Source organism: Streptomyces sp. NPDC042336, from assembly GCF_055581985.1.
In genome coordinates, this window is the sequence record NZ_JBVJEA010000011.1 from 70,070 (window position 1) to 92,344 (window position 22,275).

General features: G+C 73.2%; 21 protein-coding genes. 14 read left to right on the plus strand and 7 right to left on the minus strand.

Going from position 1 to position 22,275, the window contains the following annotated elements:
• Positions 1-8 precede the first annotated feature (8 nt).
• The 7 genes from hemL to ccsB all read left to right on the plus strand — a co-directional run bounded on the left by hemL (position 9) and on the right by ccsB (position 7,942).
• Positions 9-1,325, plus strand: a complete 1,317-nt coding sequence (gene hemL, locus ACZ6IM_RS23620; RefSeq protein WP_052839376.1) for a glutamate-1-semialdehyde 2,1-aminomutase — start codon at positions 9-11, stop codon at positions 1,323-1,325.
• Positions 1,322-2,029, plus strand: a complete 708-nt coding sequence (locus ACZ6IM_RS23625; RefSeq protein WP_052839378.1) for a histidine phosphatase family protein — start codon at positions 1,322-1,324, stop codon at positions 2,027-2,029. The genes hemL and ACZ6IM_RS23625 overlap by 4 nt, the downstream gene beginning before the upstream one ends.
• Positions 2,030-2,236: 207 nt before the next feature.
• On the plus strand, positions 2,237-3,535 hold the full coding sequence (locus ACZ6IM_RS23630; protein WP_052839583.1) for a polysaccharide deacetylase family protein: 1,299 nt from the start codon (positions 2,237-2,239) through the stop codon (positions 3,533-3,535).
• Positions 3,536-3,613: 78 nt separating this feature from the next.
• A complete protein-coding gene (locus ACZ6IM_RS23635; RefSeq protein WP_052839379.1) occupies positions 3,614-4,282 on the plus strand; it encodes a TlpA family protein disulfide reductase in 669 nt (222 codons plus the stop codon).
• A 1-nt stretch (position 4,283) separates the two neighbouring features.
• The gene (locus ACZ6IM_RS23640) at positions 4,284-5,054 is read left to right on the plus strand and encodes a cytochrome c biogenesis CcdA family protein (protein ID WP_052839381.1); all 771 of its coding nucleotides are present in this window, start codon (positions 4,284-4,286) and stop codon (positions 5,052-5,054) included.
• 3 nt (positions 5,055-5,057) lie between these two features.
• Positions 5,058-6,803 carry a cytochrome c biogenesis protein ResB gene (resB, locus tag ACZ6IM_RS23645; protein WP_469558798.1) on the plus strand — a complete coding sequence of 582 codons (1,746 nt, stop codon included), beginning with the start codon at positions 5,058-5,060 and terminating at the stop codon, positions 6,801-6,803.
• Positions 6,800-7,942 (plus strand): c-type cytochrome biogenesis protein CcsB, encoded by a 1,143-nt coding sequence (gene ccsB, locus ACZ6IM_RS23650; RefSeq protein ID WP_469558801.1) that lies wholly within the window; start codon positions 6,800-6,802, stop codon positions 7,940-7,942. Before resB ends, ccsB begins: the two co-directional genes overlap by 4 nt.
• On the opposite strand, the gene ACZ6IM_RS23655 is transcribed toward ccsB, so the two are convergent.
• Together ACZ6IM_RS23655 and ACZ6IM_RS23660 are read right to left on the minus strand one after the other, a co-directional pair.
• Positions 7,924-9,327 (minus strand): condensation domain-containing protein, encoded by a 1,404-nt coding sequence (locus ACZ6IM_RS23655; protein ID WP_052839388.1) that lies wholly within the window; start codon positions 9,325-9,327, stop codon positions 7,924-7,926. The two genes, ccsB and ACZ6IM_RS23655, sit on opposite strands and share 19 nt — an antisense overlap.
• Before the next feature lie 173 nt (positions 9,328-9,500).
• The gene (locus tag ACZ6IM_RS23660; RefSeq protein ID WP_469558805.1) at positions 9,501-10,229 is read right to left on the minus strand and encodes a TioE family transcriptional regulator; all 729 of its coding nucleotides are present in this window, start codon (positions 10,227-10,229) and stop codon (positions 9,501-9,503) included.
• Between the two features lie 43 nt (positions 10,230-10,272).
• Here ACZ6IM_RS23660 and ACZ6IM_RS23665 point away from each other — a divergent pair, with 43 nt between their 5' ends.
• Positions 10,273-10,875: an O-methyltransferase gene (locus ACZ6IM_RS23665; RefSeq protein ID WP_052839585.1), complete on the plus strand. Its 603-nt coding sequence runs from the start codon at positions 10,273-10,275 to the stop codon at positions 10,873-10,875.
• A gap of 76 nt (positions 10,876-10,951) precedes the next feature.
• Here ACZ6IM_RS23665 and ACZ6IM_RS23670 read toward each other — a convergent pair whose 3' ends face one another.
• Positions 10,952-11,857 (minus strand): alpha/beta fold hydrolase, encoded by a 906-nt coding sequence (locus tag ACZ6IM_RS23670; RefSeq protein WP_469558809.1) that lies wholly within the window; start codon positions 11,855-11,857, stop codon positions 10,952-10,954.
• A gap of 172 nt (positions 11,858-12,029) precedes the next feature.
• A complete protein-coding gene (locus tag ACZ6IM_RS23675) occupies positions 12,030-12,629 on the minus strand; it encodes a TetR/AcrR family transcriptional regulator (RefSeq protein WP_052839391.1) in 600 nt (199 codons plus the stop codon).
• Between the two features lie 176 nt (positions 12,630-12,805).
• On the opposite strand from ACZ6IM_RS23675, the gene ACZ6IM_RS23680 reads away from it, so the two are divergent.
• Complete coding sequence (locus ACZ6IM_RS23680) at positions 12,806-14,677, plus strand: serine/threonine protein kinase (protein WP_469558812.1); 1,872 nt, start codon at positions 12,806-12,808, stop codon at positions 14,675-14,677.
• Here ACZ6IM_RS23680 and ACZ6IM_RS23685 read toward each other — a convergent pair.
• A complete protein-coding gene (locus ACZ6IM_RS23685) occupies positions 14,674-15,528 on the minus strand; it encodes a LysR family transcriptional regulator (RefSeq protein ID WP_052839395.1) in 855 nt (284 codons plus the stop codon). The two genes, ACZ6IM_RS23680 and ACZ6IM_RS23685, sit on opposite strands and share 4 nt — an antisense overlap.
• Before the next feature lie 80 nt (positions 15,529-15,608).
• Between ACZ6IM_RS23685 and ACZ6IM_RS23690 the strand changes: the two genes are divergently transcribed.
• Together ACZ6IM_RS23690 and ACZ6IM_RS23695 are read left to right on the plus strand one after the other, a co-directional pair.
• Complete coding sequence (locus tag ACZ6IM_RS23690; RefSeq protein ID WP_052839396.1) at positions 15,609-16,103, plus strand: cupin domain-containing protein; 495 nt, start codon at positions 15,609-15,611, stop codon at positions 16,101-16,103.
• On the plus strand, positions 16,100-16,462 hold the full coding sequence (locus tag ACZ6IM_RS23695; RefSeq protein WP_469558817.1) for a DoxX family protein: 363 nt from the start codon (positions 16,100-16,102) through the stop codon (positions 16,460-16,462). The genes ACZ6IM_RS23690 and ACZ6IM_RS23695 overlap by 4 nt, the downstream gene beginning before the upstream one ends.
• A 14-nt stretch (positions 16,463-16,476) precedes the next feature.
• On the opposite strand, the gene ACZ6IM_RS23700 is transcribed toward ACZ6IM_RS23695, so the two are convergent.
• Positions 16,477-17,484 carry a helix-turn-helix transcriptional regulator gene (locus ACZ6IM_RS23700; RefSeq protein ID WP_469558820.1) on the minus strand — a complete coding sequence of 336 codons (1,008 nt, stop codon included), beginning with the start codon at positions 17,482-17,484 and terminating at the stop codon, positions 16,477-16,479.
• Positions 17,485-17,576: 92 nt separating this feature from the next.
• On the opposite strand from ACZ6IM_RS23700, the gene ACZ6IM_RS23705 reads away from it, so the two are divergent.
• The 3 genes from ACZ6IM_RS23705 to ACZ6IM_RS23715 all read left to right on the plus strand — a co-directional run bounded on the left by ACZ6IM_RS23705 (position 17,577) and on the right by ACZ6IM_RS23715 (position 21,899).
• A complete protein-coding gene (locus ACZ6IM_RS23705) occupies positions 17,577-17,984 on the plus strand; it encodes a VOC family protein (RefSeq protein ID WP_052839399.1) in 408 nt (135 codons plus the stop codon).
• 58 nt (positions 17,985-18,042) lie between these two features.
• Positions 18,043-19,812 carry a protein kinase domain-containing protein gene (locus ACZ6IM_RS23710; RefSeq protein ID WP_469558824.1) on the plus strand — a complete coding sequence of 590 codons (1,770 nt, stop codon included), beginning with the start codon at positions 18,043-18,045 and terminating at the stop codon, positions 19,810-19,812.
• 128 nt (positions 19,813-19,940) lie between these two features.
• Positions 19,941-21,899 (plus strand): serine/threonine protein kinase, encoded by a 1,959-nt coding sequence (locus ACZ6IM_RS23715; protein ID WP_469558827.1) that lies wholly within the window; start codon positions 19,941-19,943, stop codon positions 21,897-21,899.
• Between the two features lie 21 nt (positions 21,900-21,920).
• On the opposite strand, the gene ACZ6IM_RS23720 is transcribed toward ACZ6IM_RS23715, so the two are convergent.
• Positions 21,921-22,250: a PLD nuclease N-terminal domain-containing protein gene (locus ACZ6IM_RS23720; RefSeq protein ID WP_052839402.1), complete on the minus strand. Its 330-nt coding sequence runs from the start codon at positions 22,248-22,250 to the stop codon at positions 21,921-21,923.
• Between the last annotated feature and the right edge of the window lie 25 nt (positions 22,251-22,275).

Sequence of the window (22,275 nt, forward strand, 5' to 3'; positions counted from 1 at the left end):
CGCAGGTCATGAGCGAACTGGCATATCCATACGAAGCACCGGCCTCGCAGGCTCTGTTCGACCGCGCGGCGGCCGTCACGCCCGGCGGCGTGAACTCCCCGGTGCGCGCCTTCCGCGCCGTCGGCGGCACCCCCCGGTTCATGGTGTCCGGCACCGGGCCGTACCTGACGGACGCGGACGGGCGTGAGTACGTCGACCTCGTGTGCTCCTGGGGGCCGATGATCCTCGGGCACGCGCACCCCGAGGTGATCGCCGCCGTGCAGGAGGCCGTGGCCCGCGGTACGTCCTTCGGCACGCCCGCCGAGGGCGAGGTCGCGCTCGCCGAGGCGATGGTCGAGCGGGTCGCGCCGCTGGAGGAGGTCCGGCTCGTCTCCAGCGGGACCGAGGCCACCATGTCGGCCATCCGGCTCGCCCGCGGCTTCACTCAGCGCACCAAGGTGATCAAGTTCGCCGGGTGCTACCACGGCCACGTCGACTCGCTCCTCGCCGCCGCGGGCTCCGGCGTCGCCACCTTCGCGCTGCCCGACACCCCCGGTGTCACCGGCGCCCAGGCGAGCGACACGATCGTGCTGCCGTACAACGACCTGGAGGCCGTGCACGCCGCCTTCGCCGCGCACCCGGGCGAGATCGCCTGCGTGATCACGGAGGCGTCGCCCGGCAACATGGGCGTCGTGCCGCCGCTGCCCGGGTTCAACCAGGGCCTCAAGGACGCCTGCGCGGCCAACGGCGCGCTGTTCGTCTCCGACGAGGTCATGACCGGGTTCCGTACCAGCCGCGCCGGGTGGTACGGGGTCGAAGGGGTCGTGCCCGACCTCATGACCTTCGGGAAGGTGATGGGGGGCGGGTTCCCCGCCGCCGCGTTCGGCGGGCGCGCCGACGTCATGGCGCACCTCGCCCCGGCCGGGCCCGTCTACCAGGCCGGCACCCTCTCCGGGAACCCGGTCGCCACCGCCGCCGGCCTCGCCCAGCTGCGGCTCCTGGACGACGCCGCGTACGACACCGTCAACGCCGTGTCCGCGCGGATCCAGTCGCTGGTGACCGAGGCGCTCGCCAAGGAGGGCGTCGCGCACACGGTGCAGACCGCCTCCAACATGTTCTCCGTGTTCTTCACCGACCGGCCCGTGCGCAACTACGAGGACGCCAAGACGCAGGAGTCCTTCCGGTTCACCGCCTTCTTCCACTCCCTCCTCGCCGGCGGCGTCTACCTGCCGCCGTCCTCCTTCGAGTCCTGGTTCGTGTCCACCGCCCACGACGAGCGGGCCGTCCAGCGCATCGCCGACGCCCTCCCGGCGGCGGCCCGCGCGGCCGCGGAGGCGACGGCATGAGCGACACGAACCAGAACCACGAGAACCGCGACGACGAGCTGACCGTCGTCCACGTCATGCGGCACGGCGAGGTAGAGAACCCCACCGGCGTCCTCTACGGACGGCTCCCCGGCTACCACCTCTCCGAGCTGGGCCGGCGCATGGCCGAGCGGGTCGCCGAGCACCTCGCGCCCCGCGATGTGACGTACGTCGTCGCCTCGCCGCTGGAGCGGGCGCAGGAGACGGCGACACCGATCGCCAAGACGCACGGGCTCGACCTCGACACGGACGCACGCCTCATCGAGGCGGAGAACGTCTTCCAGGGCAAGACCTTCGGCATCGGCGACGGCGCCCTGCGCCGGCCCGCCAACTGGAAGCACGTGGTCAACCCCTTCAAGCCGTCCTGGGGCGAGCCGTACGTCGACCAGGTCGTGCGGATGAAGGGCGCGATCGACGCCGCACGGGACCGGGCACGCGGGCACGAGGCCGTGGTCGTCAGCCACCAGCTGCCGATCTGGATCCTGCGGTCGTACGTCGAGCGGCGGCGGCTGTGGCACGACCCGCGCAAGCGGCAGTGCACGCTGGCGTCCCTGACGACGTTCACCTACCGGGGCGACCGGATCGTCTCCGTCGGCTACACCGAGCCCGCCCGCGACCTCGTCCCGGCGCACCTCCTCGCGGGGGCCAAGCCCGTGAAGGGGCAGGGGAAGGCGTACGGGGCCTGAGCGCCTGAGGGTCTGACGGTCGCCCAGCCTCGTCCTGCCCTGCCCCGCCCCGCCCCGCCCCGCCCCGGTCCGGTCCGGTCCGGTCCGGTCCTGCGGAACCGTTCCTGTGGGCCCGCTGTTACCCAATCCGCACAAATTTCCGGAACCCGCTCGTTCGTCGCGTCCTCTCACCCAGTGACCACCAAGGACGCGACGAACGAGGTTGCGATGCGCACTTCCAACCGCACTCTCACCCGCAGGGGGATACTCGGACTCGGCGCGGGGGCCGCGGCGGCGGTCGGGCTCGCGGGCTGCGGCACCGGTTCCCACCCTTCGTCGGACGGCTCGCACCAGGCCGGCGACGCCGGGAAACCGTCGCCCTCCGGCAGCAGTGAGGCCCCGGCGAAGCCCATCGGTGACGGTTCCACGTCGTTCACCGGCAAGCAGCCGCACCAGCCGGACACCCCGGTGCCGCTGGAGCCCGGTCAGACGCCCCCGCAGTTCGTCGTCTTCTCCTGGGACGGGGCGGGGGAGGTCGGCAACGGGCTCTTCCCGCGCTTCCTGGACCTCGCCCAGGAGCACGGCGCGCACATGACCTTCTTCCTCTCGGGCCTGTACCTGCTGCCCGAGTCGAAGAAGCGCCTCTACGACCCGCCGAACAACCCGCGCGGCGCCTCCGACATCGGCTACCTCACCGACGAGCACATCAAGGCGACGCTGAAGAACGTCCGCCGGGCCTGGCTGGACGGGCACGAGATCGGCACCCACTTCAACGGCCACTTCTGCGGCGGCGGCGGAAGCGTCGGCAACTGGACGTCCGCGCAGTGGCGCAGCGAGATCGCCCAGGCGAAGTCCTTCGTCAAGGAGTGGAGGACCAACAGCGGCTGGACCGACCTGCCGGCGCTGCCCTTCGACTACGACAAGGAACTCGTCGGCGGCCGCACGCCCTGTCTGCTCGGCCAGGACAACCTGCTGCCCACCGCCCGCGAGCTGGGCTGGCGCTACGACGCCTCCTCGCCCGGCGGCCGTCAGGTCTGGCCGGTGAAGAAGGACGGGATCTGGGACCTGCCGCTGCAGCAGATACCGTTCCCCGGCCACTCCTTCGAGGTCCTCTCGATGGACTACAACATCCTCGCCAACCAGTCGGTCAACTCCACCAAGGCCCCCGCGCACAACTACCCGGGCTGGCGCGAACAGGCCACGAAGGCGTACATATCAGGCTTCAAGCGGGCGTACGAGACGAACCGGGCGCCCTTCTTCATAGGCAACCACTTCGAGGAGTGGAACGGCGGCATCTACATGGACGCCGTCGAGAACGCCCTCAAGCACATCGCGCGGGAGAAGGAGAAGGGCGAGGACATCCGGCTGGTCTCCTTCCGCCAGTTCACCGACTGGCTGGACGTGCAGAAGCCGGAGGTGCTCGCCAAGCTGCGTACGGTCGAGGTGGGGCAGCGGCCGGCCGGCGGCTGGAACGCCTTCCTCAAGGAGACCCCGGCCACCTCGGGCGCACCCGCCAACGGCGCCTGAAACACCCCCTGAAATGCGGGTTCGAGCCCGCGAGGGGGGTGCGCAAGATCCTCGGAACGGACATGCGAAACTTTTCACATGAGTGCCGCCAGCCGCGCCCCCCTGCGCTCGAACCGCACGAACCGCACCGCCGACCGCACGGCCGACGCCCGCGTCCGGGTCCGTAGCCGGGCGGCCCGGGCCGCCGTCGGCGCGGCCGCCGTGGCGCTGCTCGTGTCCGCGTGCAGCTCCGGCGGCACCTCGGGCGGCGGCGGCCAGACGGGCTTCATCACCGGCTCGGACGGCATCGCCACCGCCAAGAAGGGCGAGCGCGCCGACGCCCCCGAGCTGTCCGGCAAGACCGTCGACGGCGGGCAGGTCGACGTCGCCGACTACCGGGGCAAGGTCGTCGTCCTCAACGTCTGGGGCTCGTGGTGCCCGCCCTGCCGCGCCGAGGCCAAGAACTTCGAGAAGGTGTACCAGGACGTCAAGGACCAGGGCGTCCAGTTCGTCGGCATCAACACCCGCGACACCTCCACCGGCCCGGCCCGTGCCTTCGAGAAGGACTACGGCGTCACCTACCCGAGCCTGTACGACCCGGCGGGCAGGCTGATGCTCCGCTTCGAGAAGGGCACCCTCAACCCGCAGGCCGTCCCCTCCACCCTCGTCATCGACCGGGAGGGCAAGGTCGCCGCGCGCACCCTCCAGGCGCTCAGCGAGGAGAAGCTGCGCAAGATGCTCGCCCCGTACCTCCAGCCGGAGAAGTGACGTGTCCGCAGTGACCACCCTCGCCGCCGAGGGCTACAACGGCACGGTGCTGAACGGCGCCCTCCTCGTGGCCCTCCCCATCGCGCTGCTCGGCGGCCTGGTCTCCTTCTTCTCGCCCTGCGTCCTGCCGCTCGTCCCCGGCTACCTGTCCTACGTGACCGGCGTCACCGGCACGGACCTCGGCGAGGCCCGGCGCGGCCGGATGGTCGCCGGAGCCTCCCTCTTCGTCCTCGGCTTCACCGCCGTCTTCGTCTCCAGCGGTGCGCTCTTCGGCTACTTCGGCTCCACGCTCCAGGAGGAACGCGGCACCCTGACCAAGGTGCTCGGCGTGCTCATGATCCTCATGGGCGTCTTCTTCGTCGGGCTCATGCCCTGGTTCACCCAGCGCGAGTTCCGCTTCCACAAGCGCCCCGTGACCGGCCTGGTCGGCGCGCCGCTGCTGGGCGCGCTGTTCGGCATCGGCTGGACGCCCTGCATCGGTCCGACCCTCGCGTCCGTCCTCGCGCTCTCCGCCGACCAGGGCACCGCCGGCCGCGGCGCCATACTGACCGTCGCGTACTGCGTCGGCCTCGGCGTGCCCTTCGTGCTCGCCGCGATCGCCTTCCGCAAGGCGCTCGGCGCCTTCGGCTGGATCAAGCGCCACTATGTCTGGGTGATGCGGATCGGCGGGGCCATGATGATCGCGACCGGCGTGCTGCTGCTGACCGGCGCGTGGGACAGCATCGTGCAGGACATGCAGACCTGGTCCAACGGCTTCACTGTAGGGATCTGACCGATGAGCAACACCACCACGGGCAAGACCCCGACGACCGACGAGGAACAAAACCTCGGCGCCGCCGGCTCCCAGCTGTCCACCGCCCCCGCGGAAGAGGCCCCGAACCTGCCCTCGCTCGGCGTGATCGGCTGGGCCCGCTGGTTCTGGCGCCAGCTCACCTCGATGCGCGTCGCGCTGATCCTGCTCCTGCTGGTGTCGCTGGGCGCGATCCCGGGGTCGCTGATCCCGCAGGACGGCATCGACGCCATGAAGGTCGAGGAGTTCCGCCGGAACCACGACATCCTGGCGCCGGTCTACGACAAGCTCGGCCTCTTCCACGTCTACAGCTCGGTGTGGTTCTCCGCGATCTACATCCTGCTGTTCGTCTCCCTCATCGGCTGCATCGTCCCGCGCACCTGGCAGTTCGTCGGCCAGCTCCGCGGCCGCCCGCCCCGCGCCCCCCGGCGCCTGGACCGGCTGCCCGCCTACACCACCTGGCGCACCGGCGCCCAGCCCGAGGACGTCCGCGAGGCCGCGCTGAAGCTGCTGAAGAGGCGCCACTTCCGCGCGGACGCCGCCGGGGACGCCGTCGCGGCCGAGAAGGGCTACCTGCGGGAGGTCGGCAACCTCGCCTTCCACATCGCGCTGATCGTGCTGCTGACCGCCTTCGCCTGGGGCCAGCTGTTCAAGTACGAGGGCAACAAGCTGGTCCTGGAGGGCGACGGCTTCTCCAACACCCTCACCCAGTACGACGACTTCAAGTCCGGGAACCTCTTCGACGCGGACCACGACCTGGCCCCCTTCAGCTTCACCCTGAAGGACTTCCACGGCACCTACGAGGCGACCGGCCCCAACCGCGGCACCCCGCGCGTCTACGAGGCCAAGGTCACCTACAACGAGGGTGCCGACGGCGCCGAGAAGTCGAAGACCGTCGAGGTCAACAAGCCGCTGCACATCGACGGCTCCAAGGTGTACCTGGTCAGCCACGGCTACGCCCCCGTCCTCACCGTCAAGGACGCCAAGGGCGACGTGGTGATGGACAAGCAGGCCGTGGCCCTGCTGCCGCTGGACGGCAACGTCACCTCCTCCGGCGCCGTCAAGGTCATGGACGGCTACCGCAACGCCAAGGGGGAGAAGGAGCAGCTCGGCTTCAACGCGTTCTTCCTGCCGACCTACGGCGGCAAGGGCAGCACGATGCTCTCCACCTTCCCGGCGCTGCTCAACCCGATGCTCGCGCTCTCCGCCTACCACGGGGACCTCGGCGTCGACGCGGGCATCCCGCAGAGCGTCTACCAGCTCGACAAGACCAACCTGGAGGAGTTCAAGGGCTCCGACGGCAAGCTGTTCAAGCAGCAGCTCAAGGTCGGCGACACCATGACCCTCCCGAACGGCGCCGGTTCGGTCACCTTCAACGGCGTCAAGGAGTGGGCCGGCTTCCAGGTCACGGAGCAGCCCGGCAGCGGCTGGGCCCTCGGCGGCGCGGTCGTCGCCATCCTCGGCCTGGCCGGCTCCCTGTTCATCCAGCGCCGCCGGGTCTGGGTGCGGGCCGTGCGCGGCGCCGACGGCGTCACCGTCGTGGAGATGGCCGGCCTCGGCCGCAGCGAGTCCGCGAAGGTCCCCGAGGAGCTGGGCGAGCTCGCCGGGGTCCTGTACGACCGGGCACCCGCCGTGCCCGACGAATCCGCCGGGCCCGACACCCCAGAGAACGACGACACCCCCGATTCCCCCGACACCCACGTCGTACCTGCCGAAGGGGCTGAGAAGTGACTCTCGCCGCCGCAACCGAGTTGGCCGCCGCGACCAACGAGCATCTTGCGAACGTCAGCAACACGCTGATCTACTCCTCGATGGCCGTCTACACGCTGGCCTTCTTCGCGTACATCGCCGAGTGGCTCTTCGGCAGCCGCAGCAAGGTCGGCCGCACCGCCGCCGCGCTCACCGACGGCACGGCCGGAGCCAGGGCCGGTGCCGAGTCCGGTCCGGCCGTCATGGTGAAGAAGGCCGGCGGCACCGCCGTACTGGAGCGCCCCGCGGTCGTCGTGCGGTCCGCGACCGGTACCCGCGACGTGCCCGACGGTCCCGGCGCGCACGGCGGCACCGAGAAGGGCGACCTGTACGGACGGGTCGCCATCTCGCTCACGGTGCTCGCCTTCGCCATCGAGGCGGGCGGCGTCCTCACCCGCGCCCTGTCGGTGGAGCGGGCGCCGTGGGGCAACATGTACGAGTTCAACATCACGTTCACGACGGTCGCCGTCGGCGTGTACCTGGCGCTGCTCGCCCTGAAGAAGAACGTCCGCTGGCTGGGCCTGCCGCTGACCACCACGGTCCTGCTCGACCTCGGCCTCGCCGTCACGGTCCTCTACACCGCCAGCGACCAACTCGTCCCGGCCCTGCACTCGTACTGGCTGTACATCCACGTCTCCACGGCGATCTTCTGCGGTGCGGTCTTCTACGTCGGCGCGGTCTCCACGATCCTGTACCTCTTCAAGGACAGCTTCGAGAGCAAGCTCGCCTCCGGCGGCACGCCCGGCCGCTTCGCCAGCTCGGTCCTGGACCGGCTGCCCGCCGCGGCCTCCCTCGACAAGTTCGCCTACCGCGTCAACGCGGCCGTCTTCCCGCTGTGGACCTTCACGATCATCGCGGGCGCCATCTGGGCGGGCGACGCCTGGGGCCGCTACTGGGGCTGGGACCCCAAGGAGACCTGGTCCTTCATCACCTGGGTCGCCTACGCCTGCTACCTGCACGCCCGCGCCACCGCCGGCTGGAAGGGCCGCAAGGCCGCCTACCTGGCCCTGGTCGCCTTCGGCTGCTGGCTGTTCAACTACTACGGCGTCAACATCTTCGTCTCCGGCAAGCACTCCTACGCGGACGTGGGCCTCGGCGCCCTTCAGTCGGTCGGCTTCTGACCGACGCCCGTGACGATGTCCCGCAGGCGCTCGACGTACAGCCGCAGGTTCTTGTGGGCGACGTCGGTGTCCGGGTAGCGGCTGGCGAACCACAGGCCCTCCGGGAGCCGGGTCACCCAGGCGCACACCTGGTCGCCGTACGAGACCCGGAGCAGCGCGTACGCCGACTGGTCCGGCCAGTGGGCCGCGCCGGGGACGTCACGGGCGTCGACGTACGACACGATCGAGTACAGGTCGGGTGAGGTCGGCCGGAAGTCCGTGCCGAGCAGGCGCAGCACCCGGTCGATCGGCATGCGGGACAGCCGCCGGTTGGCCTGGAGTTCGGCGCGGACGGTGCGCAGGGCGGCGGGGAAGTCGTGGGCCCGTTCCACCGGGATCTCGATCGGCGCCCCGCCCACGTACCAGCCGACGGACTCCGTCCACTGGGACCGCGACCGGGTGTGGAAGGGCACGACGGTGCGGTAGACCGGTTCGCCGCCGATCTCGTGGACGATCAGCGCGGTCGCGGCCAGGACACCGACCAGGCTGCCGCCGTAGGGACGGCAGTACGCCTCGAACGCGGCGGCGTCGGCCGCGTCCACCAACGGCTCGCGCAGCATCCGCTGTTCGGGCAGCGGGCCGCCGGGCCGGACGCCGAGGTCGACGGGGAAGGACGGCAGCCGCCCGTCGCAGCGACGGATGAACTCCCGCCAGCGGGCGACGATGTCGTGGTCGCCGTCGATGCGGTCCGCCTGCGCCCGCTCGGCCTCGCAGAAGTCGACGTAGGAGCCGACCCTGGGCCGCGGCACGGTCCGTCCCGCGACGCCCGCGGCGTACAGCTCGCCGACCTCGGCGGGGATGCGGTAGATGGAGTACGCGTCGACGTTGCTGTGGTCGAAGGCCATGTAGACGCTGACGCCGTCGTCGCGGACGACCGCCGTGTAGATGAGGTTGGGCCAGCGCAGCGCGTCCGCGACGCGGTCGAAGCGGTCCTGGAGGTGCCGGGCCAGCTCTGCCGCGTCCGGGAAGTCCCCCACGTCCTCGCGGTGCAGGGCCACGGCGTCCGCGTCGAGCGTGAACCGGCGCATCGTGTCCCCGCCCTCGCCGCTCCACCGGAACCCGCTGCGCAGCGTCTCGTGCCGCAGGGTCCAGGCGCGCAGCGCCTCCTGGAGCACGTCGAGGTCGACCGGGCCCGGGAGGTCGAAGGCCGCGCCGAGCCAGGTCGGCACGAACAGGCCGTCCTCGCGCACCGACCGGGCCGTCCGGATGTGCGACTCCTGGATGTACGCGGGCGGTCGCGCGTCCTCGGGCAGCGCCGCCGCGATGTCGAGCGTCGCGGGACTGAGCGTCCACTCGACGAGGCGCCCGGGCCGGATCTCGCAGCGCTGGATGTCGGTCATTCGCACGAGGGGTCTCCGTTCGCAGATGTACAGACCCGACCAAGGGAATGCCGTCTCCGCGACCGCGCACCTGGTGTGTCGGCAGTGTTCAACGGAACGGATGGTCTCTCGAACGCCGATACGCCCCGGCGCCCGGCCGTCCTTCACCCTTCCCACCGGCGCCCTTCACGCCTCGCCCGTCACTCCAGATACGCGTGCAGGGCGCCCGCACCCGCCAGCATCGACCGTGTCCGCGCGGTGAGGGCCTGTCCGCGCGCCTCGACCGCCGCCCGCAGCGCCTCGCTGCCGCCCTCCCGCCGCAGGTCCTCCAGCACGGGCCGGATCCGGTCGAAGAGGTGGTGACTGCGGCGCAGCGCCCGCACCACCCGAGCGTCCCGCACGTCTGCGGGCCCGTACAGCCGGTACCCGGTGCCGCGTTCCCGCCCGGGCACGAGCAGCCCCGCCTCCTCCCACACCCGCAGCGCGGACGTCCGTACGCCGATCAGCGCGGCCACCTCGCCGATGCGCAGCATGTGCGGCCCGTGCGGCCCGGCGTCGGTACGGGGCTCCGGGGCGGCGGTCTCCCGCCCTGCCAGCGCCTCCAGCGCCTCGCCGGCGGCCCGCAGTGACATCCGCTCCTCGTGCAGCGCGGCGTGCGCGGCGTCCACCAGGGCGAGGGCGGCGGCCACGTCCCCGTCGTGCACCGCCCGCATGACCCGCGTCGCCGTCACCGCCCCGTACCCCGGCCGCAACGCCCGGTACGTCAGCAGCGCGTCCCGGTGCCGCTCGCCGAAGATCCGGTAGCCGGCGTCGGTCCGCCCGGCCGGGGGCAGCACACCGGCGTCCTCGTAGTTGCGGACCTGCTGCGTCGACAGCCCGGCCGCACGGGCCAGGTCGACGGTACGCGGCCGCCGCTCGCCGTTGCTCACCCGGCGCAGCCTATGCGGGGGCCGCAGAGCCATAATGCGGGCCATGTCGCTTCAGGGGACGGACGCCTACCGGGACGACGACGGCACCCTGCCGGGACTGGTCGCCCGGGCCGTGGCGGCGGCGCGGGCGCACGGCTTCGCCCACTCGTGCCGTCCCGAACAGGGCCGCCTGCTCCGCCTGCTGGCCGCGGGGGCACCGCACGCCATCGCCGAGACGGGCACGGGCTGCGGCGTCGGCCTGGCCTGGCCGGCCTCCGGCGCCCGCCCGGGGACCCGGCTGGTCGGCGTCGAGCGGGATGCGGAGCGGGTCCGTGTCGCCAGGCGGGTCTTCCGGGAGCACCCGGGGGTCGAGATCCTCCACGGAGACTGGCGACGCGTCGGGGAACGCGGCCCGTACGGCCTGCTGGTGCTGGACGGCGGAGGCCAGGCGAAGGGCGACGGCGCCGCCGACCCGGTCCGTCTCCTCACCGTCGGCGGCACCCTGGTGGTCGACGACTTCACCCCCGCCACCACCTGGCCGCCCCGCTTCGACGGCGCCCCGGACCGTCCCCGGCTGCACTGGCTGGAGCACCCGGCCCTGCACACCACGGAACTGCGCCTCGCCCCGGACCTGGCCGCGATCGTCGGCACCCGGCTGAGGGTCTGACGGGAGGAGGCCCTGGGCCGTGGCGGGGGAAGCCACGGCCCAGGGCCGGTCTGTGGGGCCGGTGTCCGGCGGGTGGTCAGCGGGCCTCGGCGGCGCGGTCGGTGACGTCCTGGACCGTCTTGAGGGCGAGGTCGGGGCGGTCGGTGTGGATGTAGTGGCCGCTGCTCTCGGCGGTGGTGAGCTTCGCGTCGGTGGAGAGCTGCTGCCACTCCTGCTGGCCCTCGGCCCACATCTTCTCCAGGGCGGGACCGTAGTCCGGGACCTCGGCGTACTGCGACTCGTGCCTGAGGATCTCGACGGGGATGTCCCCGGCGGAGCGGACCGGGCCGTCGGCGATGACGAACTGCTCCGGGTTCTGGCCCTCGTTGGCCGCGAGCGCGCCGTCCCGGACCTGGGTCGCCGCGCCGGTGGCGTCGGCGGGGATGGTGCGCTTCATGTCACGGGTGAGGTGGGGGACGGTGGCGTCCAGGAGGACCAGGCCCTTGACGCGGTCGGTGTGGTCGGGGGTGTAGCGGGCGGCGATGTAACCGCCCAGGGAGTGTCCGGCCAGGACGACGGGGCGGTCACCGGCGAGGTCGTCGAGGAGCTTGGTGAGCAGGCCGCCGGCGTCGTCGACCGTCTGCGGGGTGCCGGGGGCGGGCTTGTCGCTCCTGCCCTCCCCGAGTCGGTCGTAGGAGCAGACCCGGTCCGTCTTGCTGAGGGACTTCTGCAGGGCGGCCATGTTGTCCAGGCCCTCGCCGCCGCCGGGCATCAGCATCACCAGCGGCCGGTCCGCGTCCGAGTGGCCGGAGCAGGAGACGTTGACCGTGCGGCCGTCGACGTCCATCTTCTTCGTGCCGGTGAAGGAGGCTCCCGCGGAAGCCGTGGTGTCCTTCGCGTCGGAGTCGTCCTTGCCGTATTCCTCGTTCAGGACGAGTCCCGCGCCGGCCACGGTGCAGACGACGGCGATCGCGGCGGTCGCCTTGGCGAGGGTGCGGAACATGGGGGGCCTCCAGCAGGCAAGGGTGGGGTGGGGAAGCGGTGTTGGGGGGAGTTCTCTCTGTCGTCCTGTGGTGCTCGGCGACTGATGAAGACTCTATGGATCCACCGGCCCCGGATCGTCACCCCGCGGTGGACACCTACCCGTAGCTCCCTCGGGGGACGGCCCCGCCGCCCTACGCCCCGTCCGCGCCGATCGACCGCCAGATCCGCTCCGGCAGAACCCGCGCGGCCTCGTCCAGGTCGACGTCCCCGACGGTCAGCCAGCGGCGGCTGACCCCGACGACGGGGCCCAGGATGAGGGACTCCAGCAGGGCGGGGGGCAGCGCCGCGATCTCGCCCCGCTGGACGTGCCGCATCACCCAGGAGGTGAGCGGCGGCATCCTGGCCTCCTGGACGTCGCGGAGTTCCTTCCCCTGTGACATGCCCACCTGGTCCGCTCGGGAGGAGTGCAGGAGGCGGCTCACGTCGGGATGCTCCTGGACGAAGGCCAGGTAGGCGCAGACCAGTGCGCGGACGCCGGTCCGCGCGTCGTGCGAGCGCGCCACCGCTTCGGCCAGCTGCTCCAGCAGCCGTCCGAGCCAGCGTGTCAGCAGCGCGTTGACGAGCCCGTCGATGCTGCCGAAGTGGTGGTAGAGGCTCCCCAGGCTGACGCCGCTCGCCCTGGTCACGGCGCTGACCGTCAGCCCCTGTTCTCCCGCATCGGTGTACACACGCAGGGCGGCGTCCAGGAGGAGGCCGGAGGTGACCTCGCCGCGGTGTTGTTTGGGGCTCATGGGCAGGCGCGCTCTCATTTCCCGTTTTCTAGAATAATTTTCTAGAAGTTCCTTCCAATCCTAGGCCCGTCTGACTCAGACTGTCCCCTGCGGGACGCGCGTCCGCCCGGACTTCGGAGGGGAGCGGGCGGGCCGCGGGTCCCCGGCCGACGGGACAACGGGGAGACAGGGCTGACGTGTTGGAGCTGGACGGCAGCGGCGCGGGACCGCTGCGGGACGGGGACCCACGCTGGATCGGGCCGATCCCGCTGATCGGACGCCTCGGCGCCGGCGGCATGGGCCGGGTCTATCTCGGCGTCCACGAGGGCCGGTACGCCGCGGTCAAGCAACTCCTGCCCTCGGTCGTCGCCGAGGACGAGGACTTCCTGCGCCGCTTCGGGCACGAGCTGGACAACCTGGCCCGCTTGCCCGCGGAGGCGACCGCGCCGCTGCTCGCCGGGGACCGGGACGCCCGGCCGCCGTGGTTCGCCACCGCCTATGTCCCGGGCCTGACCCTGACCGGGGCGCTGGAGGCCCACGGCGGCCCGCTGCCCGCCGGTGCGCTGTGGCTGCTGCTGCGGGAGGCCGCCAGGGGCCTGGCGGCGGTGCACGCCCTGGACATGGTGCACCGGGACCTGAAGCCGTCCAACGTGATGCTGACGCTGGAGGGCCTGACCCTCATCGACTTCGGCGTGGCCCGGGCCGCGGAGCAGAGCCGGCTGACGAGGACGGGCATGGTGGTGGGCACGCCCGCCTACATGTCGCCGGAGCAGGCCTCCGGGAAGCCGTCGTCCAGCGGCGCCGTGGACGTCTTCGCGCTGGGTTCGGTGCTGGCGTACGCGGCGTCGGGGCGGCCGCCCTTCGGTGACGAGTCGGGGCACGCGGTGCTGTACCGCATCGTGCACGAGGAGCCCGACCTCGGGCCGTTGCGGGAGCTGGACGCGGAGTTGGCCGACGTGGTCGCGTCCTGCCTGGACAAGGACCACGAGGGCCGGCCCACCGCCGCGGAACTGCTGGAGACCGCCGAGCGGCACGGCCCGTACGAGCCGCCGCTGTGGCCGCGTGCCCTCACCGAGCGGCTGACCGAACGGGCCGCCTTCGTCACGAAGCCGCCGGAGGAGGCGGACCTCCCCGAACCGGAGCCCCGGCCCGAGCCCGGTCCGGAGGCCGAACGCGACTCCGCCGTCACCCGGCGGCCTGATCCGGACCGGTCCGAACGGCGACGCCGCAACCGCGTCTTCTTCGCCGTCGTCCCGGTCGTGGTCGCCGCCGGGGCGACACTCGCCGTGCAACTCCTGCCGTACACCCTCGACCCCGGCGACCGCGCGGACGCGTCGCCGTCGTCGTCCGCACCGGCGTCGAGCGCCCCCGCGGCGTCTGCGACCGGGCCCGGGAAGGCGGCGCACACGTCGACGCCGGACCCGTCCGCGTCACCCAGCCGATCGCCCGGGGAGCAGGGCGGCGAGCGGGACGACGCGGGCTCGGGGGAGCGGGGCGGTGCCGGTGGTGCGCGAGCGGATGCGGACGCGGGTGCGGGTGGGACCGGGGCAGGTTCCGGTTCTGGTTCGTCCGGTGGGGGCGACGCCGGTGCCGGTGCCGGTACCAGTGCCGGTGCCGGCAGTGGCGACGGCTCCGGCTCGGGCTCCGGATCGGGCTCGGACTCCGGTTCCGGCTCTGGTTCCGGAGACGGCGATGCGCCTGGATCAGGTGTCTTCATGCTCAAGAACGCCAAGAACGGTCGGTGCATGACCACCGCCGTCGCCGACGCCCCGTACGACGGCGCCTGCACGGGCGACGCGGCCACCTGGACCTTCCGGAGCAGGCCCGACGGCACCGTGTGGATCATCAACGGGCTCTCGGGCCAATGCATCTACACCGCGGCGATCGGGCATCCGGTCTTCTCGTTCCCCTGCGGCCGTACCACCGGGCAGGAATGGCGCACAGGGCCCGGCGGCACCCTCGTGAACGCCGCGACCGGCGGCTGCGTCACCGTCAGCGCGATGAGCGGCACCAGCGTCCGGAACGAGGCCTGCGACCAGTCGGCGGCTCAGCGCTGGAACCGCGCCTAGGGAGTGTCGTACGCCGCGATCGCGGTCCGGACGAACGCGCGGACCAGCGGGTTCGGGCCGGTCCGCGGCCAGGCCAGCACCACCGGGCTCGGCGGCAGGCCCGTCAGCGGGACCACGACGAGCCCCTCGTCGGGGACGTGACCGGCGAGGGTCATGCCGACCGTGCCGTTCCACAGGACGGCCTGCCGGCACTCCCGCACGGTGCGCACCACCGGCCCGGTGCGCGGCTCCCCGCCGTTCCAGAAGGCTTGCCACAGGGGGTCCGTGCCCGCGGGGAACCGGAACCAGCGGCGGTCGGCCAGCTCCGCCGGGTCCAGGCCCGCGCGGCCGGCCAGCGGATCGTCGGCGCGCAGCAGGGCGCCCACCGGGTCGGCGCGCAGGGTGTGCGTGGTCAGGCCGGTCGGGTCGAAGGGGCCGCGGGTGAGCGCCACGTCGACCAGTCCGGCGTGCAGCCCGCAGGTGGGGTCGGTCAGGTCGGTCTCGCGAACGGTGACCTCGACGTTCGGGTGGCGCTCGCGGTGGGCGTCGGCCAGCCGGACCACGTCGGGGTCGGCGCTGTCGCCGAGGATGCCGACGGTGAGGGTCGCGGCACCGGCCGCGGTGGCCACGCGCGCGCGTACCCGGTCGGCCCGGTCGAGCAGGGCGCGTGCCTCGTCGAGCAGCACCGCCCCGGCCCCGGTGAGGGTGACGCCGCCGGAGGTGCGGTGGAACAGCGTGGCGCCCAGCTCCGTCTCCAGCGCCCTGATCGCCCGGCTCAGCGGAGGCTGGCTCATGTGCAGCCGGACGGCCGCCCGGCCGAAGTGGAGTTCCTCGGCGACCGCCACGAAGTAACGCAGCGTACGTAGCTCCATCCTGCGACGATACCCGTGCGGTATCGAGTACGCGGAACCGGTCTTGGACGCCCCCGGTGCCCCGGCGGTGGAATCGGGGCATGACCGATGAACCACACGACAGTGACGGCCGGGACCCCGCCGTCTCCGTGGTCGGCCCGGACGACGGTGAGACGATCCTCCTGGGCACCACCCGCATGCGCGTCCTGGAGGACGGCAGCCACACCGGCCACCGCCTGGGCATGGCCGAGTCCGTGCTCGCCCCGCACACCCCCGGACCGCCCCAGCACCGCCACGCCCGGCACGACGAGGGCTTCTACGTCATCTCCGGCACGGTGCGCTTCACCGTGGGGGACGAGGACATCGACGCGACGGCGGGCACGCTCGTGATGGTCCCGCCGGGGGCACCGCACACCTTCGCCAACACCACCGGCGAACCGGCCCGCATGCTCAGCACCTTCACCCCGGACCTGTACGTCCAGTACTTCCGCGACCTGAGGGAGCTGTACGCCGACGGCCGGACCCCGACCCCGGGGGAGAGCCTGCGCACGATGAGCCGCTACGCGACCGAGCCGGTCCGGAGCGCCGGGTCGTGAACGTCGCGTACTGGATCGTCGCCGGGCTCCTGGCCGCCTTCTACTTCTACGGGGGTGCGCTGAAGGTGGTGCGGAGCAGGGCGGGGCTCCGGCCGATGATGGCCTGGGTGGACAGCACGCCGATGCCGGCCGTCCGCGCCATCGGGCTGGTCGAGGTGCTCGGCGCGGCCGGGCTGGTCCTGCCGCCGCTGACCGGCGTCGCGCCCTGGCTGGCCCTGGCCGCGGCCGTCGGGTTCGTCGTCCTGCAGATCGCCGCGACCGGGGTCCACCTGCGCCTCGGGGACCGCCGAGTCGCCCTGAACCTCGCCCTGCTGGTTACCGCCGCCGTCACCGCCGCGCTCGCCACGGCCTGGCGGTGACCCGGCGTCCGGCGTCAGTCGCCCGGCGGGGGGTGCCGGGCCGCCTCCATGAGCCGGGCCGCGAGGTCCGCGACGAGACCCCGCAGCTCGTCCGGCCGCTCGACGACGAACGGGCGGTCCAGCGAGGCGAGCACGCCCGGCAGCCAGTCCAGACGCTCGGCCCGGATCTCGACCCGACACCACGGCCCGCCCCCGGCCCCCGGCGGGGTGTCGTCCCCGCCGTCCTCCGCGGCCACGATCGCCACGCTCGCCGGTAGCCGGGCGCGGATCTCCTCGGCCGTCCCCCGGACCCGTACCGTCACCGCGTGCCGGTAGGGCGCGGTGGCCAGTGCCGTCAGCACGCGCTCCGCCGGGCCGGGGCCCGGCGGCGGTTCGAAGGTGCCGGGCAGGACCCTCGCGCCGCTCACCCGGTCGAGGCGGAACGTCCGCTCCGCACCGGCCGAGAGGTCCCGGCCGGTCAGGTACCACCGGCCCGCGTGCGCGACGAGCCCGTACGGATACACGGTGCGTTCGCCGCCCCCACCGCGCCCGCCGGTGTACCGGATGGCCACCGGCCGGTGGTGGCGCACCGCGTCGGCGACCGGGAGCAGGACGGCGGCCTCCGGGGCGGCGGACTCGGCCGGCGCGGTCGTGAAGGCGAGGGAGTCGAGCACCGCGTCCAGGCGGTGGCGCAGCCGCTCCGGCAGCACCCGCCGGACCTTCGCCGCCGCGGTCTCGCCCGCCGTGCCCGCCGCCGCAGTGAGCCCCGTCCGCCGCCCGGCGACCAGCCCCAGCAGTACGGCCAGCGCCTCGTCGTCGGTCAGCATCAGCGGGGGCATGCGGTGGCCGGGGGCGAGCCGGTAGCCGCCGTAGCGGCCGCGCACCGACTCCACCGGGACGTCGAGGTCGACGAGGTGGTCGACGTACCGGCGCACCGTGCGCTCGCCGACGCCGAGCCGGTCGGCGAGTTCGGCCACGGTGCGCACCCCGCCCGCCTGGAGCAGTTCGAGCAGGGTGAGGACGCGGGATACGGGGCGTGACATGCGGCAAAGTCTGCCGCCGATACCGGCCGGATCGTGACCGGTATTGCTCCTAGCGTGGGTCAGGACCGCACCGGCCGAACTGGAGTGAACCGATGAATCTCGTCTCGATCCGCGTCATCACGGGCGACGTCGCCCGCCTCGTCGACTTCTACGAGCGCGCCACCGGACTGCGCGCGGACCGGGCCACCGAGGACTTCGCGGAACTGCGCACCCCCTCGGGCACCCTCGCGATCGGCAGCACCCGCACCGTGCCGCTCTTCGCCCCCGGCTCCGCCCAGCCCGCCGACAACCGCAGCGTGATCATCGAGTTCCTGGTGGACGACGTGGACGCCGTGCACCGCAACCTCACCGGCTTCGTGGCGGAGTTCGTCAGGGAACCCACGACCATGCCCTGGGGCAACCGCGCGCTCCTCCTCCGCGACCCCGACGGCAACCTGGTCAACTTCTTCACCCCGGTCACCCCGGCCGCCGTCGAGAAGTTCGCCGGCGTCGCCCGCTGACGGCCCCCCTATGCTGGACCCGCCCGCAGGGGCGAGGACCGCACGCCGGGAGGGAACTGTGTCAGCGCTGGAGCCGGACGACCCGCGCTCCGTCGGGGAGTACCGGCTGCTGAGCCGGCTCGGTGTGGGCGGCATGGGCCGCGTCTTCCTCGGCCGGTCCCCGGGCGGGCGGCTCGTCGCGGTCAAGGTGGTGCACGCCGAGCTGCTGCGCCGCCCGGAGTTCCGCGACCGCTTCCGGCGCGAGGTCCAGGCCGCCCGGATGGTCAGCGGCGCCTTCACCGCCCCGCTCGTCGACGCCGACCCGGACGCGCCCCTGCCCTGGCTGGTCACCAGCTACATCGCCGGACCGTCGCTGGAGCAGGCGGTGGCCGAGCGGGGACCGTTCGAGCCGCGGGCGGTGCTCACGCTGGCCGCCGGGCTGGCCGAGGCGCTGGTGTCGATCCACGCCGCGCACCTCGTCCACCGCGACCTCAAGCCCTCCAACGTGCTGCTCGCCGAGGACGGGCCGCGCGTCATCGACTTCGGCATCGTGCGCAGCGTCGACGCCGACTCCCTCACCGGCACCGGACACATGGCGGGCTCCCCGGGCTTCACGTCCCCGGAGCAGGTCAACGGGGACGAGGTCACCTGGGCCAGCGACGTGTTCTGCCTGGGCACGGTGCTGGCCTTCGCGGCGACCGGCGCGGGCCCCTTCGGCGCCGGACCGACGCCCGCGCTGCTCTACCGCGTCGTGCACAACGCCCCCGACGTGGACGCCGTCACCGACCCGGCCCTGCGTTCCCTGATCGCCGACTGCCTCGCCAAGGACCCGGCCCACCGGCCCACCCCGCGCGAGATCCTCGCCCGCATCGGCCCGCTGGGCGGCGAGAGCGCGACGGCCCTGCCGCACGCCCAGCAGTGGACGCCGGCCGTCCGTCCGACCCGCGCGGACACCGTGCCCACCGAGATCGTCCCGCCGCCCCCGGCGCAGGCGCGCACCCGCGTCGACACCACCCGGCCACCGGCGCACGCGACGGCGCCCGCGCCGGCGGACGTACACCCCACGGCGACCGGGGACGGCGGTCGCCCCGGCCGGCGGGCCTTCCTGCTCTCCGGCGCGGGCGCACTCGCCGCCCTCGGCGTGGGGACCGGGTTCTGGCTCAACCGCCCGGCGGCCTCGGACCCTTCGGGCGCGTCGGACGGTTCCGCACCCTCCCCGGCACCCTCCTCCACGACTCCGCCGCCGCCGGTTCCTGTCGGGCTCTGGCCCCTCGACGAGGTCTCCGGCCCGGTCGCGCGGGACACCGCGGGCGGCCACGACGGCACCGTGACCGGCGTCGCCTGGCAGGGTGCGGGTCAGGGCGCGGCCTTCGACGGGACCGGCAGCCAGATCGTCACCGACGGCCCGGTGCTGGAGACCGGCGCGGGCCGCAGCTTCACCGTCGCCGCCTGGGTCCGCCTCTCCGCCGTGCCGGGCACCTTCGCCACCGCCGTCAGCCAGGACAGCGCCGATGCCAGCGGCTTCTACCTCCAGTACTCCAGCGAGGACAGCGGCTGGGCCTTCTCCCGGCCCGGCCTGCGCGCCGTCGGCCGTACCGCCCCCGCCGCGCACGTCTGGACCCACCTGACCGGCGTCTGCGACGGCCGCGCCGGGAAGCTGCGCCTGTACGTCAACGGGGTCGAGGAGGCGGTCGTCGAGGACACCGGCCCCGTACCCGCCACCGGCGCCTTCGTGATCGGCCGGGCCTCCTTCGACGGACAGCCCCGGGACTTCTTCCCCGGCGCCATCCGCGACGTACGGGCCTTCGACCGGGCGCTGGGCCCGGAGCGGGTCGCGAAGCTCGCGTGACCCGGCTGACGGGGACTCATCGGCGTTCCGCGGGACAGCAGTTGGGGCGCTCGTGCTAAAGATGTAGCTTCCGAGGAGTGGCCGCGGCACCCGCACGGAGCACGCGGCGCCGGCGAACGGGGAGAGAGTTGAGCGGGGAAGCCGGATCCGGCCTCACGGGCAGTGGCGCCGAGCCGTTGGAGGACGACGACCCGCGCCGGATCGGGCCGGTCCCACTGCTGGGCCGGCTCGGGGCCGGCGGCATGGGCCGCGTCTATCTCGGCGTCCACGAGGGCCGGTACGCGGCCGTCAAACAGGTGCTGCCGTCGGTCGCCGGGGAGGACAAGGACTTCCTGCGCCGCTTCGGACACGAGCTGGACAACCTCGCCCGGCTGCCCGCGGAGGCGACCGCGCCGCTGCTCGTGGGGGACCGCGAGGCCCGGCCGCCGTGGTTCGCCACCGCCTACGTGCCCGGGCTCACCCTGCGCGAGGCCGTCGACCTGCACGGGCCGCTGCCCGCCGAAGCGCTGTGGCTCATCCTGCGGGAGGCCGCCACCGGGCTGGCGGCGGTGCACGCCCTGGACATGGTCCACCGGGACCTGAAGCCGTCCAACGTCATGCTGACCCTCGACGGACTCACCCTCATCGACTTCGGCGTCGCCCGGGCAGCCGACCAGAGCCAGTTGACCAGGACCGGCATGGTGGTGGGCACGCCCGCCTACATGTCGCCCGAGCAGGCCTCGGGGAAGCGGGCGTCCAGCGGCGTCGTCGACGTCTTCGCGCTGGGCTCGGTGCTCGCGTACGCGGCGTCGGGCCGGCCGCCGTTCGGCGACGAGTCGGGGCACGCGGTGCTGTACCGCATCGTGCACGAGGAGCCCGACCTCCAGCCGTTGCGGGACCTGGACCCCGAACTCGCCGAGGTCGTCGCGTCCTGCCTCGACAAGGATCACGAGGGCCGCCCCACCGCCGCCGAACTCGTCGAACGCGCCGCGGCGCACGGTCCGTCGGCCGCCACGCCGTGGCCGCAGGACATCACCGAGCGGCTGACCGAGCGGGCGGCCTTCGCCGCACGGGTCCCGGACCCCGCGCACCTGCCCGAGCCGGACGAGCCCGACGGGGCGGAAGGGGCGGAAGAGGCCGAAGGGGCCGAAGGGGCGGGTGGAGCCGGTCAGGCGGGCGAGCGGGTGCCCGCCGCGCCGTCCGCCCCCGCCGCCGCCGACGGACAGCCGGAGAAGCGCCCGCGGCGGGGCCGTACGAAGGTGCTGGCGTTCGTGATCCCGATCGCCGTGACCGGGGCGACGCTCGGATTCACGCTGCTGCCGTACGCGATGAACGACGCGGACGAGGGCGGGAACGCGGCCGCGCCGCCCGCGGCCACCGGAACGGCCGCCCCGGGCCCCGCCGCCGGCCCGAGCGGTTCCGCGTCCCCCAGTCCCGACGGCGGGAAGAAGGACGACAAGGACGACAAGGACGGCAAGGACGGCAAGGACACGGCCAAGGGTGAGGAGAGCGGGAGGGACGGCGACGGCGGCGCGCCCGGCGGGGACGGGAGCGGGGACGCGGCCGCCGCGCGTGGCGCGTCCGGCGGCGGCTCGGATTCCGGCGTCTCCGGTGCGGGGGGCGCCTCCGGTGCGGGAGGGTCGTCCGCTTCGGGGGGCTCGTCCGACGCGGGTGCGTCCTCCGGCTCCGGAAGCGGGTCGGGGTCGGACGGGTCCTCAGGTGACGACGCGGAGGGCGGCGGGTCCGCGTCGGGCAGCTTCATGCTGAAGAACGGATCGAGCGGGAAGTGCATGTACGTCGGCACTCCCATCGACGACGGCGCCTGCTCGGGCGACACCGCCGTCTTCCGCTTCCAGAGCACCTCCGACGGCGCCTTCCGGATGCTCAACGTGGGAACGGCCCAGTGCGTCCACGCCAGGAGCGCGAACGCCTGGCTCGTCAGGGCCGCCTGCGGACAGCCGGGCGGAGAGTGGCGGCAGGGGGCGAACGGTTCGCTCAGGAGCCTCACCACGGGCGGCTGCCTCGACCTCAACCGCCGGGCGTCCATGATCGGCCTGACGACCACGACGTGTACCGGCTCCGCCTCCCAGCGCTGGACCAGGATCTGACGGACCGTGACGGGGGGAGCGTCAGGGCTCGTCCCGCCTGCCGCCGCTGCGGTCCTCGTCGTCCTTGTCCTCGTCGTCGTCCTTGCCCAGCGACTTCAGGAAGTCGGGGTTGTCGTCCGGTGCCACCCACTGCCGCCGCCCGCCGCCCTGCCAGGGCGAGGAGCCGGCGGGCTGCCGCTTCTTGCCGGCGATGATCCAGGAGATCGAGCCGACCAGCGGGAAGAGCAGCACGAGGATCGCCCACAGCGGCTTGGGCATGTGGCGGATGTCCGCGTCCTTCGTGCTGATGCAGTCGATGAACGCGTAGACGCTCAGTGCCAGCGGCACGAGGAACATCAGCACCCGGAGCATGGGGCCTCTCCAGCGGGAAGCTAGG